We start from the raw sequence: 15,063 nt of genomic DNA on the forward strand, positions 1-15,063 counted from the left end.
CGTCATGCCTCGCGAGCCCGGCGGCGGAGGAGAAGCTTGAGGTCGTTCGCCACAAAGGCGCCCGTTGCGAAGCAGGCGATCGCGTAGACCGCGGCGCCGCCCCCGACCAGCACCGCGAGCCCCAGGCCGCGGCGGAGGGTAGAGCCGGTCAGGTAAGGATCAACAGCCGGTGCCAGCCAGAACAGCGCCGCTCCCATCACCAGCGCCGCGACGGCAAGACGCGGCACGCGGCGACGGAGCTGGGCATCGCTGTGAAAGTGTCCGCGAGCGCGCAGGGTGCGGTAGAGCATCCAGACGTTGACGGTGGAGGAAAGAGCGGTCGCCAGCGGCGGCCCCACATGGCCGTAGCCAAAGCGGCCCAGAGTCGGGATCAGGACAAGATTGCCGACCAGATTGAGGCCGACGGACTGGATCGCGTAGCGCACCGGCGTCCGGGTATCGTGGCGGGCGTAGTAGCCGGGGGTCAGTACCTTCACCAGCACGTAGGATGGCAACCCCAGCGAGAAGGCCGACAGCGCCCAGCTGCACCGGCTGCTGTCGAGTGCGGTGAAGTGGCCATGCTGGAACAGGCCGCGGATGATCGGCTCGGACGCGAAGACGAAGGCGATCGTCGCGGGAAGGGTCAGAAATAACGCCAGTTCGATGCCGCGGTTCTGGGTGTCCATTGCCTCGGCTTCGCGCTGCTGGCTGAGCTGGCGCGAGACCGTCGGCAGGAGGATGGTGCCGAGCCCGATACCGATCAGGCCGAGCGGAAGCTGGTTCAATCGGTCGGCGTAATAGATGTAGGAGATCGACCCCGCGCCCAGCAGGCCGCCCGCCAGCGCGGTCGAGATGGCGAGATTGACCTGCACCGCGCCGGCGCCGATGGCAGCAGGGAGGATCAGCTTGAGCAGCTGGCGGAGGTCGTCGTCGATGCGCGGCCGGCGGATCGCCAGGCTGACCTTCGCCTGGCGGCAGGCGAGCATCAGCCAGCCGAGCTGGAGCACCCCGCCGACGGTGACCGATACCGCCTGCGCGCGGGCGGTCTGGTAGGCATCGTGGCCGTGAAAGAACCAGAGTGCGACGATCATCGCGATGTTGAGGAGGATCGGCGCTGCGGCGTTGACCCAGAAGCGGCTGAGCGAGTTGAGAATGCCGCCGAGCAGCGAGGCCAGGCTGATCAGCATCAGATAGGGGATGGTGATCCGCGACAGGGTCACGGCGAAGGCGAACTGTTGCGGGGTGGGATCCTTGAACCCGCCCGACAGGCCCCACGTGATCGGCCACGCCGCCACCATCATCACGACCGTGAAGAGGAGCAGCACCGGCAGCAGAACCGCGAGGGTCTGCTCCGCGAAGCGCAGGCCCGCCTGGAGATCGTCCGCCTCGCCGACCTTGCGGTTGAACATGGGAATGAACGCCGCGGAGAAGGCGCCCTCCGCGAACAGCGCGCGGAACATGTTCGGCAAGCGAAAGGCCACGAAGAAGGCGTCCGACGCGAAGCTCGCCCCGACATAGCTGGCCTGCAGCGTGTCGCGGACCAGCGCGAGCACCCGGCTGACCAGCGTCAGGCCGCCGATCGTGCCCGTCGCCTTGAGGAGGTTCATGGCGCCGAGCGCTTCCTGCTAGCCAGCGCTTACTGGACAGTGGGCGTGCCGTCGCCCTCGGTGCCGCCCGGCTGCTGCTGCGCAGCCTCGAGCTGCTGCATGTAGAGCGCGCCGAAGTCGATCGGGTCGAGCATCAGCGGCGGGAAGCCGCAGTCCTGGACCGCGGCGGCGACCACTTGACGGGCGAACGGGAAAAGCAGCCGCGGCGCCTCGGCGAGCAGGAATGGGGCGAGCGCCTCCTCCGGAACGTTGCGGAGCCCGAACAGCCCGGCATAGCTGAGGTCGACCATGAAGTGGACGCCGCTGGTGGAGCGCGCCGAGGCCTCGATCTTCAGCACGACCTCATGGACCTCGTCGGAGACGCGGTTGACCGACAGGTTGAACTGGACGTCGATCTGCGCCTGCTCGTTCCACTGGAAAACGGCCGGCGAGCTGGGGTTCTCGACCGAGAGATCCTTGATGTACTGCGCCAGCGTCGCCGCCTGCGGCGTTTCGCCTTCGGCACCGCCGTTGCTGGGAATCGAGTCCTGTTCGGCCATCGTCGTTCGTCGCCTTGGTCTGGAGTTTCAGTGCCTTGCCCACGCGATCTGAGCGCGTCGTGCAACTGGTCGGCGCGACTAGCAGCCGCTCCGGTGCGGCGCAATGGCGCGGAAAATGGACCCGGGGCTTTGAACGCACGTTGTGATTGCCTATGTTGAGCCAAGCTCGTGATCGGAACGGACATTGACTGCCATCGTCATTCTTGCCCTCGTTGCCATCTTCATCGGCCTGCGCCTTTATAGTGTGCTGGGCGAACGGACCGGCCATGAGCAGCAGCCGATCCTCAAGCCGGCCGAATCCGATGCCCGCATCGATGCTCGGGCTCCGAGTGCGGCGCCGGCTGCGCAGAGCAGCATCGATCCCGCCGACCTCGCGTATCTCCCGACGGCCGGGCCCGGTGTCCGCGCCATGCTGTCGGCCGACCCGAGCTTCGACGTTGCCCGCTTCCTTGAAGGAGCGCAGGCTGCCTACCGGATGATCCTCGAGGGGTTCTGGAAGGGCGATCTGTCAAGCGTCCGCGACCATGTCGACCCGCACGTTCTCGACACGTTCGAGCAGGCGATCGCCGATCGCCACGCCGCCGGTCATGTGATCGACAATCGCCTGGTAGCGATTGAGCAGGCGGTCATTGCCTCGGCGGAGCTGGCGAAGAGCGTCGCCACCGTCGCGGTGCGCTTCGAAGCTGACATCGCCGCTGTGACCCGTGACGCCGAGGGGCAGGTTATCGCCGGCAGCCTCAGCGACGCGGTCCAGACCCGCGACCTGTGGACCTTCCGCCGCGACACCGCTAGCCGCGACCCCAACTGGGTGCTGATCGAGACCGACGAAGACCAGTGAGGCTATCGTCCAGGGCGCTCGCCGCCGCGACCGCGTTGCTTCTCTCGGCCTGCGCCACGCGCCAGCCGCCTATCGTTGCTGTTCCCGTACCAACGCCTTCGCCAGCGCCCGCCCCGGCTCCACCGCCGCCTCCGCCACCAACTGCCCTGCAGCTCGGACTGACGGCTGCTGCGCCGATGACGGTCGACGAGGGGGTCGCCCAGCGCGCGCTCGTCGCCTTCCGGATCAGCTGTCCTTCGCTGATGCGGCGCAAGGACGGCAGCCTGCTCACTGCGACAATCGACTGGCAGCCTGTCTGCACGGCAGCCTCTACCGTTGTTCCCGGTGGGGCAGCGGCCTTCTTCCGCGACAATTTCGAATGGGACCGGCTCGGCGAGGGCAAACTGTTTGCGACCGGTTATTACGAGCCGGAGATAGCCGGCACTCGCGTCGCCCAAACCGGCTATGCCGTTCCGGTCTATCGCACACCGCCGGATCTGGTCCGCTGCACGCGTGCCGACGGGACGAGCGGGCGAGGGCGGCTTGATCCGGTGACCAGCCAGTGCCTGCCTTATTATACCCGCGCGGAAATCGAGGACGGAGTGCTCGCCAACAAGGGGCTGGAGCTCGGCTGGGCCGCGGACCCGGTCGACCTCTTCTTCGTCGAGATTCAGGGCTCCGGGCGGCTGGTCGACCCGGCCGGCAACGTTGTCCGGATCGGCTACGACAACCAGAACGGCCAGACTTACGTCGCGATCGGCAAGCTGCTCCGCGACCGCGGGATCCTGCCGCCGGGCGGCGCCAACATGGAGGCGATCAAGGCCTGGCTCCGCGCCAATCCGGACCAGGGTCGAGCCCTGATGCGCGAGAACCTCAGCTACATCTTCTTCAAGGAACTGACCGGCACCGGTCCGCTCGGGGCGCTCGGCGTTCCCGTGACCGCGCAGGCGACAGTTGCTGCCGACCCGCTCTACACGCCGCTCGGAGCACCCGTGTTCGTGCAGGCCGATCGTCCGGAAATCAACGGCCTGTGGGTGGCGCAGGACGTGGGCGGCGCAATCAAGGGTGCCAATCGCTTCGACACCTTCTGGGGCGCGGGTGCGGATGCGACCAGGATCGCTGGTGGCATGGCCGCCAAGGGGCAAGCGCTTCTCCTTCTTCCCAAAGGGTCGGCCGCAAAGGCGCTCGCCGCCCGTGCCGCGACCCCGCCGGCCGCGGCCAGTGCGCAAGCTCAACCCTGAGGAAGCCGAGCTGTGGGGGCGGGTGACAGCCAGCATCCGGCCGCTGCACCGCGATCGACCCGCGCCTTTACTCGAGCGGAATGCTGCGCCTGATACGCAGCCGAGGCCGCCCAAGCCGCTCATCCCCGACAAGGTCCGCAGCCCGCCGCCGCGTCCGACGACGCCTCCGCTTTCGCGAGTGCAACCGATCCAGGCGCAAACCCTCGACGGTCACTGGGATCGCCGACTGCGTTCCGGTACGGTGGTCCCGGACCAGGTTCTGGACCTCCACGGCCATAATCTCGACGGCGCATGGAGCGCGATCGACCGTACGCTCGAACATGCCATCGCGCGCGGCGACCGGGTGGTGCTGCTGGTGACTGGCCATGCCCGCAAGGGCGAGCCGCCGATCGCCCGCGGACGCATCCGCGCGGCGGTGCACGACTGGCTGGCAGCGTCCCGCCATGCTCCGAGCATCGCCGCGGTCCGCGACGCGCATCGCCGGCACGGCGGTGGGGGAAGCCTCTACCTCATCTTGCGGCGGGGCAGCTGAGTACGCATGCTTTGTTAACCCTTCCCATTTAGGGCTGCGCACCGGGCGCGGATCAGACCGCGGCAGGGAACCACGGCGGCGATGAAGGAAGGGTCAGCGCAGAAACTCTCCAACGCGCTGCTGTCGACAGCAGCGGGCGTGGCGAGCTTCGTCTTCTCGCTGAGCGTCTTCCTCTACATCACCGAATTCGACGAGAAGGTCGCGGCTTCGGTGGTCGCGGGCGTGTTCTGCCTGATGGTCAGCTATGTCGCGTCGGAGCGGCCCAACAGCGAGTCGGCACGCGCTCTGGCCGCGCTGGGCGACCGACTGATGGCGATCGAGGACGGCGACCTCGTCTCTCCCGCGCCGGCAATTGTCCAGCGCACCATGCCCCAGCTTGCCGGGGCGGTCGACACCCTCTTTGCCGAGGTCCGTTCGTCGATCGAGAACGCGCACGCGCTCGGCATGTATGACCCGGTGACCTCGCTGCCCAACCGCCTACACTTCCGGGCCGAGGCCGACCGGCTTCTGGCGGAAGCGCCGGCCGGGATGGCGTCGGCAATGCTGTTCGTCGACCTTGACCGCTTCAAGGCCGTCAACGACAGCCTGGGCCACGCTCGCGGCGACCAGCTGCTGGTGATGGTCGCCAATCGACTTCGGGTCGTGGTGACCGGCGAGAGCGACACCAACGGCCCACGTCCCTTGCTCGCGCGGCTGGCCGGGGACGAGTTTACCCTTTTCTTCCCGCAGCTCAGCGCCATCTCGGAAGTCGAGCGGCTGGCGAGACGCGCGGTGCTGGCGGTCGGCGAGCCGTTCGAGCTCAGCGGCCACAGCATTGACATCGGCGCCTCGATCGGAGTCGCCGTCGCGCCCGCGCATGGGAACAGCATCGAAGCGCTCATGCGCGCGGCGGACATCGCCATGTACCGCGCCAAGTCGCGCGGCGGCGGGCAGCACTGCCTGTTCAGCGAGGAACTGGCGGCCGAGCATCACCAGAAGGTCGAAACCGAGAAGGCTCTGACCGAGGCGGTTCAGCGCGGCGAGTTCCTGCTCGCGCTGCAGCCGCAGCTCAGCCTTGCGACGGGCGAGATCACGGGCGCTGAGGCACTTCTGCGCTGGAACCACCCGCGCGACGGAATGCGGCTGCCCTCCAGCTTCATCCCCGTCGCCGAGCAAACCGGGATCATCGCCGAGATCGGCGACTGGGTCATCGCCGAGTGCGCGTCGATGCTGTCGGCCTGGCGGGCGGAAGGTCAGGCGCGCCGGTTGGCGTTCAATATCAGCCCTCGCCAGCTCGACCGACAGGACTTCTTCCCGCGGCTGCGTGCCAGCTTCACCGAGAACGGCGTGCCGCTATCGATGGTCGAACTGGAGTTCACCGAGAGCGCCGCGATGGAGGTCCGGGAGGACGTTCTCGACGAGATCGCCGGGCTGCGCGCCGAGGGCGCGACCATCGCCATCGACGATTTCGGCACCGGCTACTCCAACATCGCCCGGCTGCGCTCGATGCCGCTCGACCGGGTCAAGCTCGACCCGTCATTGATCGCCGATATCGAGAGCAGCGAGCAGGCGCGGGTAGTGGTCCAAGCAGTCGTCGAACTGATCAAGGGCGTCGGGTGCGAGATTGTTGCGGAGGCCGTTGAGACGGTCGCCCAGGCGGACCTCCTGCGCGCGATGGGCGTGCACACGGTCCAGGGCTTCGTCTTCGCCCAGCCGATGTTCGAGGAGGAATTCCTCGCCTGGACCAGCAACAGCGAGCGCGGTGCCCGCTCCGTCGGCTGAGCGGCGGAGGCGGGCACCGGCGGTCGAAAGCGCCCGCTACCAGACCTTCACGCGCTTGTCGAGCGCGAGATAGAGCTTCTGCCCCGGCTGGACGTTGAAAGCGGCGTACCAGGGATCGAGGTTGCGGACCGTCTGGACCCGCCACGGGCCCGGCGCATGGACATCGGTGGCGACCCGCGCGCGCAGCGCCGCGTCGCGCAGCTTGCCGCTGTGCGATTGCCCATAGGCGAGGAAGAAGCGCTGGTCGCCGGTCATGCCGTCGATCACCGGCGAGGGCTTGCCGTTGAGCGACGCCTTCCAGGCGTCGTAGGCGGCGGCGAGCCCGGCGACGTCGGCGATGTTCTCGCCCAGCTCCTGCTCCCCGTTGAGCTTCAGCCCGGGAAGCGCCTGATAGGCGCTGTACTGCGCCGCCAGCGCAGCGCCGGCCTGCTTGAAGTGGGCGAGGTCGGCCGGGGTCCACCAGTTGCGCAGCCGCCCGGTGCTGTCGAAGGTCGCGCCGAGATTGTCGAAGCTGTGACTGATCTCGTGGCCGATCACCGAGCCGATCGCGCCATAGTTGGCGGCGCTGTCGGCCCTGGGATCGTAAAAGCCCTGGTCGAGGATCGCGGCCGGGAAGTTCAGCGCGTTCTGCAGCGGCAGGTTCACCGCGTTGACCGTCTGCGGCGTCATCCACCACTCGTTCTTGTCGACCGGACGGCCGATCTTGGCGAGCTGGGTCTGGTAGTTGGCCAGCCGGGCGCGATCGAGATTGCCGTAGGCGTCGCCGGTCTGGACGGTGAGGTTGCCGTAGTCGCGCCACTTGTCCGGATAGCCGATGCCGACCGCCATGGTGGCGACCTTCTTCTTCGCCTCGTCCTTTGTCGCGGGCGCCATCCAGCTCAGCGCGTCGATCCGCTTCACCAGCGCCGCCTTGATGTTCCGGACCATGCTGTCGATGTCCGCCTTCGACGAGGCGGGGAAGAACTTGTCGGCATAAAGCTTGCCGACCGCGTCCCCGAGCGCGGCGTTGGTCATCGCGAGCGCCCGCTTGTCGCGGCTGCGCTGCTGCGGCTGGCCGTTCACCGTGGTGCCGTAGAAGGCGAAGTGCGCGTCGTCGAACGCCTTGGGCAGCACGTCGGTCATCTGGTTGGCGCGGTGGAACGCCAGCCAGTCTTTCCAGACCTCGAGCGGCTGCGAGTTCACCAGCGCAGCCAGCTTGGTCACGGAGCCCGGTTGCCAGACGATGAAGTCCTGCTGGCTGCCAAGCCCGGCGGCGCCGAACAGCCGGCCCCAGTCGAGGCCCGGCGCCTTACGGTCGAAGTCGGCGCGCTTCCACGGGTTGTTGGCCTTGAAGCTGTCCTGGCTGTCCTGCAGCGATTCATGCGCCTGCGCGATCATGTTCTCGAGCGCGACCACCTTCTGCGCGCGCGCCTCCGCGTTGGGCAGGCCGGAGAGCGTCATGATCTTCGCGACATAGGGTGCGTAGGCGGAACGGATTTTGGCCATGTTGCCGTCGGACGAGAGGTAATAGTCGCGGTCGGGCAGCCCGATCCCGCCCTGCATGACGTAGGGGACCGACTTCGAGGGGTCCTCGAACGCCTGGGTGACGAAGATCCCGAACAGGTTCTCGGTATGGAAGTTGGTGTTGTTGATGGGGTCGGCGTCGGCACGCAGCGTTCCGCCGATCGCCTGCGCCAGCGCGCCCTTGTCGGCGATCGCCTCGATCCGGTCGATGTCCGTCTTGAGCGGCGCGACGCCCTTCTGCTCGATCGCATTGGTATCGAGATAGGCGTTGTAGAAGTTGGCGATCCGCGCCTCGTTGCTGCCCGCGGCGGGGTTGGCCTTGGCGAGCCCCTGGATAAGCTCGGCGCCGCGCTTCTCGGCGGTGTCGTTGACGACCGAGAAGCTGGAGATGTTCGACTTGTCCTGCGGGATCTCGGTGTTCTTCTGCCAGGTCCCGTTGGCATATTCGTTGAAGTCGTCGCCGGGCCTGGTGCCCTTGTCCAACCATGCCGTATTGACGCCGGACTGGCTGCCCGCCTGCTTCTGCTCGGCGGCGGACTGGTTGTTGGTCTGGCTGTAGCTGCAGGCGCCCAGCGCGAGGGCGGATGCGGCGAGCAGAAGGACGGTACGGTTCATCGGCAACTCTTCCCAGAAGTTCAGGCCTGCTTTGCAAGCGGGGCCGCAGCGGCTACGCGACCTTTTTTCGACGAACGGACAAGCAAGCAGGCATGAGCGCGCCGCGACTGGACAGTAAAATTCCGCCCGACAGCGAACAGTTCCGAGCCCGCTCGGTGCACAATCGGGAACTGGTCGACAAGCTCCGCGCCGATGTTGCCGAGGCCGCGCTGGGCGGGACCGCGAAGAGCCGGGAGCGGCATGTCGCGCGCGGCAAGCTGCTGCCGCGCGACCGGGTCGAACGGCTGCTCGACCCGGGTTCGCCCTTTCTCGAGATTGGCCAGCTCGCGGCGTGCGACCTGTACGACGGCGAGGTGCCCGGAGCGGGGCTGATCGCGGGCATCGGCCGGGTTACGGGACGGCAGGCGATGATCGTCTGCAACGACGCCACTGTGAAGGGCGGGACCTACTACCCGCTGACGGTCAAGAAGCACCTCCGGGCGCAGGAGATCGCGCAGGAGAACCGGCTCCCCTGCATCTACCTCGTCGACAGCGGGGGTGCTAACCTGCCGCACCAGGCCGAGGTATTTCCCGACCGCGACCATTTCGGCCGGATCTTCTTCAACCAGGCCAACATGAGCGCGCTCGGCATTCCGCAGATCGCCTGCGTGATGGGCAGCTGCACCGCCGGCGGCGCCTATGTCCCGGCGATGAGCGACGAGACGGTGATCGTCCGCAACCAGGGCACGATCTTTCTCGCCGGGCCGCCGCTGGTGAAGGCGGCGACCGGCGAGGTGATCAGCGCCGAGGACCTGGGCGGGGGCGATCTCCATGCGCGCAAGTCGGGCGTCGCGGACCATCTCGCCGAGCATGACGAGCATGCGCTGACGATCGTCCGCGACATCATGTCGACGCTGCCCGAGCAGCAGCCGGCGCTGCCGTCGCGCGAGCCGCGGCCGCCGGCGTTCGACCCGGAGGAACTCTACGGCATCATCCCCGAGGACGTGCGCGCGCCCTACGACGTTCACGAGGTGATCGCGCGGATCGTCGACGGTTCCGAGTTCCACGAGTTCAAGCCGCTCTACGGCACCACCCTGGTGTGCGGCTTCGCGCATATCTGGGGCATGCCGGTGGCGATCCTCGCCAACAACGGCGTCCTGTTCAGCGAGAGCGCGGTCAAGGGCGCGCACTTCATCGAGCTCGCCTGCCAGCGCCGCGTGCCGCTGCTGTTCCTGCAGAACATCAGCGGCTTCATGGTCGGCGGCAAGTTCGAGTCCGAGGGCATCGCCAAACATGGCGCCAAGCTGGTCACCGCGGTGGCGACCGCGCAGGTGCCGAAGGTCACGGTGCTGATCGGCGGCAGCTTCGGGGCGGGTAACTACGGGATGGCCGGGCGCGCCTACAGCCCGCGCTTTCTGTTCAGCTGGCCCAATTCGCGCATCAGCGTGATGGGCGGCGAGCAGGCCGCAAGCGTGCTGGCGACGGTCCACCGTGATGCCGAGAGCTGGACGGCGGAACAGGCCGAGGCGTTCAAGCAGCCGATCCGCGAAGACTACGAGGCGCAGGGCAATCCCTGGCACGCCACCGCGCGGCTGTGGGACGACGGGATCATCGACCCGGCGCAGACCCGTGACGTGCTGGGCCTCGCCTTCGCCGCCTGCCTCAACGCCCCGATCGCCGAACGCGCCCAGTTCGGCCTGTTCAGGATGTAAGCCGATGATCAAGTCGCTCCTCATCGCCAATCGCGGCGAGATCGCCTGCCGGGTCATTCGCACCGCGCGCGAACTCGGGATCCGGACGGTCGCGGTCTATTCCGACGCGGACGCGGGCGCGCTGCACGTCCGGCAGGCCGACGAGGCGGTGCACATCGGTGCCTCGCCGGCGCGCGAGTCCTATCTCGTCGGCGAGAAGATCATCGCGGCGGCCAAGGCGACCCGCGCGCAGGCGATCCATCCCGGCTACGGCTTCCTGTCGGAGAACGCCGACTTCGCGCAGGCGGTGCTCGACGCCGGGCTGGTGTGGGTCGGGCCGAAGCCGGACTCGATCCGCGCGATGGGCTTGAAGGACGCCGCCAAGAAGCTGATGCAGCAGGCCGGAGTGCCGACCACGCCCGGCTATCTCGGCGAGGACCAGTCGCCGGCGCGGTTGCAGCAGGAAGCGGATGCGATCGGCTATCCCGTGCTGATCAAGGCGGTCGCCGGCGGCGGCGGCAAGGGGATGCGCAAGGTCGACCGGCCGGAGGACTTCGCGGACGCGCTGGAGAGTTGCCGGCGCGAGGCCGCCTCGTCGTTCGGCAACGACCAGGTGCTGCTCGAGAAATACATCCTCTCGCCGCGGCACATCGAGGTGCAGGTGTTCGGCGATGCGCACGGCCATGTCGTCCACCTGTTCGAGCGGGACTGCTCGCTGCAGCGGCGGCACCAGAAGGTGATCGAGGAGGCGCCCGCGCCGGGCATGGACGAGGAGACCCGGGCGGCGGTGTGCGGCGCGGCGGTGCGGGCGGCGCAGGCGGTGAACTACGAGGGCGCGGGGACGATCGAGTTCATCGCCGATGCGTCCGAGGGGCTGCGCGCCGACCGCATCTGGTTCATGGAGATGAACACCCGGCTGCAGGTCGAGCATCCGGTTACGGAGGAGATCACCGGGCAGGACCTGGTCGAGTGGCAGCTGCGGGTCGCGAGCGGCGAGCCGCTGCCGCTCGCGCAGGACGAGCTGGCGATCGACGGCCACGCGATCGAGGCGCGGCTCTATGCCGAGGATCCGGCGCGCGGTTTTCTTCCGAGCGTGGGCCGGCTCGAGCATTTCGACCTGGGCGAGGCGGAGCGGATCGAGACCGGGGTGGAGGAGGGCGACACCATCTCGCCTTTCTACGACCCGATGATCGCCAAGCTGATCGCCTGGGGCGAGGACCGCGACGAGGCGATCGACCGGCTGGCTGAAGTGCTCGACGGGGTCGAGGTCTGGCCGGTCCGGACCAACGCCGGCTTCCTCAGCCATGCGCTGCTCGACGAGGACTTCATCGACGGCATCCTCGATACGGGGTTCATCGAGAGGAAGCTGGCGCGGCTGGTGCCGGAGGTCGAGCCGGGTCCCGAGGTGCTGAGCGGGGCGGCGATGGTCGCGCTAGCGCAGGACGAGGGCGACGAGCGCGCGGTCGGGTTGGCCGGGTTCCGGCTCAACGCCGAGCCGCGCCTGTCGGTGGCGCTCGGGCGCGAGGGCCACTTCGTCGAGGCGCGCCCGGCGGGCGGGCCGACCGACGTGTCGGGCTTCCGCGACGGCGAGCGGGTAGTGGTGTTCCGCGAGGGGCAGGCGTTCGAGTTCATGCTGGCCGACCGCGGCTCGGTCGAGGGCGGGACGGCGTCGGGAACGGTGGTCGCGCCGATGCCGGGCAAGGTCACCAGCGTCGAGGTGACGGCCGGAACGCGGGTCGCCAAGGGACAGCGGCTGCTCACGCTCGAGGCGATGAAGATGGAGCATGGGCTGGTGGCGCCGGTCGACGGAACGGTGACGGAGCTGAATGCCGAGGCGGGTCAGCAGGTTGCGGTCGATGCCGTGCTGGCGCGGGTTGAGCCGGACGCGGCAAGCGCATAGGGCGGCTCGCGAACTCCCGCTCTCCCTGGGGCGCGGCAAGCTAGGCGGAGCGCTTGATGGCTGACCAGTATGACGTGATCGTTCTCGGCTCCGGGCCGGGGGGCTATGTGGCGGCGATCCGCTGCGCCCAGCTCGGTCTCAAGACCGCGATCGTCGAGCGCGAGAACCTCGGCGGAATCTGCCTCAACTGGGGCTGCATTCCGACCAAGGCGCTGCTCCGCTCGGCCGAGGTGCTCCACTACATGGAGCACGCCGACGCCTATGGGCTGGTCGCCGCCGGGGAAGCGAAGGCGGACCTTGGGAAGGTCGTGGCGCGCAGCCGGGCGGTCGCCAAGCAGCTCAACCAGGGCGTCACGCACCTGATGAAGAAGAACAAGATCGCGGTGCACATGGGGACGGGGGCCCTGACCGCGAAGGACCGGATCAAGGTGACCGGCGCTGACGGCAAGGCGACCGAGCTCGCCGCCAAGCACATCATCGTCGCCACCGGGGCCCGGGCACGCGACCTGCCGTTCGCCAAGGCCGATGGCGAGCGGATCTGGACCTACCGTCACGCGATGACCCCCAAGGCCATGCCGACCGAGCTGCTGGTGATCGGCTCGGGCGCGATCGGGATCGAGTTCGCCAGCTTCTACAACGACATGGGCGCCAAGGTGACGGTCGTCGAGATGGTCGACCGGATCGTCCCCGTCGAGGATGCCGAGATCAGCGACGCGCTTGCCAAGTCGCTGACCAAGCAGGGCATCACCATCCACGCCGGCGCCGGGGTCGAGAGCCTCAAGAGCGACGGGCAGGGGATCGCGGCGACGATCAAGATGAAGGACGGCAAGTCGGCCGAGCACCGCTTCAGCCATTGCATCGTCGCGGTCGGGATCGTTCCCAACACCGAGAACATCGGGCTCGACACGCTCGGCGTCGCGATGGACCGCGGGTTCGTCAAGATCGATGCCATGTGCCGCACCAACGTTCCGGGCATCTGGGCGATCGGCGACATCGGTCCGCCGCCCTGGCTGGCGCACAAGGCGAGCCACGAGGGGATCATCGCCGCGGAGGCGATCGCCCAGGCGCTCGGCAACAAGGACGTCCATCCGCATGCGATGGACGTGACCAACATCCCGGGTTGCACCTACTGCCACCCGCAGGTCGCCAGCGTCGGCCTGACCGAGGCCAAGGCGAAGGAAGCCGGGCACGAGGTGAGGGTCGGCAAGTTCCCCTTCATCGGCAACGGCAAGGCCATCGCGCTGGGCGAGGTCGAGGGCTTCGTGAAGACGGTGTTCGACGCCAAGACGGGCGAGCTGCTGGGCGCGCACATGATCGGCGCCGAGGTCACCGAGCTGATCCAGGGCTACACGGTCGGCAAGACCGCCGAGCTGGTCGAGCAGGACTTCCAGGAAACGATCTTCCCGCACCCGACCCTGTCCGAGGCGATGCACGAGAGCGTGCTCGCGGCTTATGGCAAGGTGATCCATATCTGAGCCGCGGTGGCGGCGCTGGCCCTGGCCGGCGCTGCTCGCGCTGCTGCTCGGAGCGCAGGTGCTGGCGCTCGCCGCGCCGGGCTTTGCGCAGTACGACACGGTCGCCCAGTACCAGCAGGTCCTGAGCGGGGAGTGGGACGACTGGCATCCGCCGGCGATGGTCGCGCTGTGGAGCCTCGTCCGGCACTGGGGCCCCGGGGCGGCGCCGCTCTTCTTCGTCCAATTCGGGCTCTATGCCGTCGGCGTGGCGCTGTGGTGCGCGGCACTGTGGGCGGGCGAGCGGCGCGCCGCGGCGTGGCTGATGCTGCTGCTCGGCTTCTCCCCGCTGCTGCTCGGGTGGCAGCTGGTGGTGCTCAAGGACGCGCAGATGCTCGGCGCGCTGGTGGCCGCATCGGGGCTGGTCGGCTGGCACCGCCTGCGGAGCAGGCGCCTGCCGTTCTGGGCCGTGCTGATCGCCATGCTCCTGGTGGGCTATGCGACGCTGGTCCGGAGCAACGCCGTGTTCGCCGCCGTGCCGCTCGCCGTCCTGCTGCTGCCGCTCGAGCGCTGGTGGGTGCGGCTGGCGCTGATCGCTGGCGGCTCGCTGCTGGTGATCGGGATCACCCCGACGATCAACGGGCGGATCTTCCATGCCGAACCGACCGGGGTGGCGAACAGCCTTCCCGTCTACTCGCTCGCGGCGATCGCCGATCGAACGCCGGCGAGCGCGGTCAGCCTGTTCAGCCCCGAGGAGCGGCAGGTCATCGCGGCGAAGCATTGCGTGAAGAGCTTCTTCTGGGATTCGCTGGGCGAGCCGGAGATGTGCGGCGGCGTGGTCGAGCGAGTACAGGACCTGCCGACCGCCACACTTTACGCAGCCTTGGCGGCGGCGATCGTGCGCCATCCGCTCGCCTACGCGGAGCACCGGCTGTCGCACTGGAACATGAGCGAGCGCTGGCTCGTGCCGCCCGGACTGATCCTCGCCACCCCGCCGGACACCAGCGAGCCGAACGAGGTCGGCCTCGCGACGCCGGGCGCCGCGGCGCAATGGTTCCAGCTCGGCCCCGCTCGGGTCGAGGCGGGAACCCCGCTCGGCTGGCCGATCGTCTGGACGCTGGTCGCGCTGCTCCTGCTGCCGGTCGTCTGGCGGGGGCGGACCGCCGCGGAGCGGCTCGCCCTGGCGCTGGCCGGGTCGGCGCTGGGCCTGGAGGCGAGCTTCCTGCTGGTCAGCATCTCGTCGGACCTCCGTTACCATCTCTGGCCGATGTTCGCGGCGGCGCTGGCGCTGCTGCTCGCCGCGCCGGGCATTCGGCGCGGGCAGTGGCTCGGCGGCGCGGCGGCGGTGCTGCTGCTGGTCGGGGCCGGGCTTGCGAGCCGGTGGAGCCTGCCGCGGGCGCCCGACAGCTATCATTCGGAACTGACGTCGCCACGCGCCTAAGCGGCTT

At 68.6% G+C, this 15,063-nt stretch carries 11 protein-coding genes; 8 read left to right on the forward strand and 3 right to left on the reverse strand.

Going from position 1 to position 15,063, the window contains the following annotated elements; translation table 11 throughout:
• Positions 1 to 2: 2 nt before the first annotated feature.
• A complete protein-coding gene (gene murJ / locus HMF7854_RS06680) occupies positions 3 to 1,586 on the reverse strand; it encodes a murein biosynthesis integral membrane protein MurJ (protein WP_126718386.1) in 1,584 nt (527 codons plus the stop codon).
• 29 nt (positions 1,587 to 1,615) lie between these two features.
• Positions 1,616 to 2,125 (reverse strand): protein-export chaperone SecB, encoded by a 510-nt coding sequence (secB, locus tag HMF7854_RS06685; protein WP_126718387.1) that lies wholly within the window; start codon positions 2,123 to 2,125, stop codon positions 1,616 to 1,618.
• A gap of 184 nt (positions 2,126 to 2,309) precedes the next feature.
• Here secB and HMF7854_RS06690 point away from each other — a divergent pair, with 184 nt between their 5' ends.
• The 4 genes from HMF7854_RS06690 (at position 2,310) to HMF7854_RS06705 (ending at position 6,476) form a co-directional block, all read left to right on the forward strand.
• Positions 2,310 to 2,963 carry a Tim44/TimA family putative adaptor protein gene (locus HMF7854_RS06690; RefSeq protein WP_126718388.1) on the forward strand — a complete coding sequence of 218 codons (654 nt, stop codon included), beginning with the start codon at positions 2,310 to 2,312 and terminating at the stop codon, positions 2,961 to 2,963.
• A 176-nt stretch (positions 2,964 to 3,139) separates the two neighbouring features.
• On the forward strand, positions 3,140 to 4,183 hold the full coding sequence (gene mltA / locus HMF7854_RS06695; protein WP_239016868.1) for a murein transglycosylase A: 1,044 nt from the start codon (positions 3,140 to 3,142) through the stop codon (positions 4,181 to 4,183).
• Between the two features lie 178 nt (positions 4,184 to 4,361).
• A complete protein-coding gene (locus tag HMF7854_RS16220; RefSeq protein WP_185829342.1) occupies positions 4,362 to 4,715 on the forward strand; it encodes a Smr/MutS family protein in 354 nt (117 codons plus the stop codon).
• 81 nt (positions 4,716 to 4,796) lie between these two features.
• On the forward strand, positions 4,797 to 6,476 hold the full coding sequence (locus tag HMF7854_RS06705) for a putative bifunctional diguanylate cyclase/phosphodiesterase (RefSeq protein ID WP_126718391.1): 1,680 nt from the start codon (positions 4,797 to 4,799) through the stop codon (positions 6,474 to 6,476).
• A 36-nt stretch (positions 6,477 to 6,512) separates the two neighbouring features.
• Here HMF7854_RS06705 and HMF7854_RS06710 read toward each other — a convergent pair whose 3' ends face one another.
• A complete protein-coding gene (locus HMF7854_RS06710; RefSeq protein ID WP_126718392.1) occupies positions 6,513 to 8,594 on the reverse strand; it encodes a M13 family metallopeptidase in 2,082 nt (693 codons plus the stop codon).
• Between the two features lie 92 nt (positions 8,595 to 8,686).
• Between HMF7854_RS06710 and HMF7854_RS06715 the strand changes: the two genes are divergently transcribed.
• The 4 genes from HMF7854_RS06715 to HMF7854_RS06730 are packed head-to-tail and all read left to right on the forward strand — an operon-like array spanning position 8,687 to position 15,056.
• Positions 8,687 to 10,285: a carboxyl transferase domain-containing protein gene (locus HMF7854_RS06715; protein WP_126718393.1), complete on the forward strand. Its 1,599-nt coding sequence runs from the start codon at positions 8,687 to 8,689 to the stop codon at positions 10,283 to 10,285.
• A 4-nt stretch (positions 10,286 to 10,289) separates the two neighbouring features.
• Positions 10,290 to 12,164, forward strand: coding sequence for an acetyl/propionyl/methylcrotonyl-CoA carboxylase subunit alpha (locus HMF7854_RS06720; protein ID WP_126718394.1), 1,875 nt, complete (start codon positions 10,290 to 10,292; stop codon positions 12,162 to 12,164).
• Positions 12,165 to 12,220: 56 nt separating this feature from the next.
• Positions 12,221 to 13,639 carry a dihydrolipoyl dehydrogenase gene (gene lpdA / locus HMF7854_RS06725; protein ID WP_126718395.1) on the forward strand — a complete coding sequence of 473 codons (1,419 nt, stop codon included), beginning with the start codon at positions 12,221 to 12,223 and terminating at the stop codon, positions 13,637 to 13,639.
• A 58-nt stretch (positions 13,640 to 13,697) separates the two neighbouring features.
• On the forward strand, positions 13,698 to 15,056 hold the full coding sequence (locus HMF7854_RS06730; protein WP_239016870.1) for a hypothetical protein: 1,359 nt from the start codon (positions 13,698 to 13,700) through the stop codon (positions 15,054 to 15,056).
• The last annotated feature ends 7 nt before the right edge of the window (positions 15,057 to 15,063 follow it).

Source organism: Sphingomonas ginkgonis, from assembly GCF_003970925.1.
In the GTDB taxonomy this organism is placed as follows: domain Bacteria; phylum Pseudomonadota; class Alphaproteobacteria; order Sphingomonadales; family Sphingomonadaceae; genus Sphingomicrobium; species Sphingomicrobium ginkgonis.

Bases quoted from the DNA above. Each gene is read 5' to 3' on its own strand.
- HMF7854_RS06705 (WP_126718391.1), top strand. From the start codon at position 4,797: ATGAAGGAAGGGTCAGCGCAGAAACTCTCCAACGCGCTGCTGTCGACA.
- HMF7854_RS06720 (WP_126718394.1), top strand. From the start codon at position 10,290: ATGATCAAGTCGCTCCTCATCGCCAATCGCGGCGAGATCGCCTGCCGG.
- HMF7854_RS06715 (WP_126718393.1), top strand. From the start codon at position 8,687: ATGAGCGCGCCGCGACTGGACAGTAAAATTCCGCCCGACAGCGAACAG.
- lpdA (WP_126718395.1), top strand. From the start codon at position 12,221: ATGGCTGACCAGTATGACGTGATCGTTCTCGGCTCCGGGCCGGGGGGC.
- HMF7854_RS06710 (WP_126718392.1), bottom strand. From the start codon at position 8,594: ATGAACCGTACCGTCCTTCTGCTCGCCGCATCCGCCCTCGCGCTGGGC.
- murJ (WP_126718386.1), bottom strand. From the start codon at position 1,586: ATGAACCTCCTCAAGGCGACGGGCACGATCGGCGGCCTGACGCTGGTC.
- mltA (WP_239016868.1), top strand. From the start codon at position 3,140: ATGACGGTCGACGAGGGGGTCGCCCAGCGCGCGCTCGTCGCCTTCCGG.
- secB (WP_126718387.1), bottom strand. From the start codon at position 2,125: ATGGCCGAACAGGACTCGATTCCCAGCAACGGCGGTGCCGAAGGCGAA.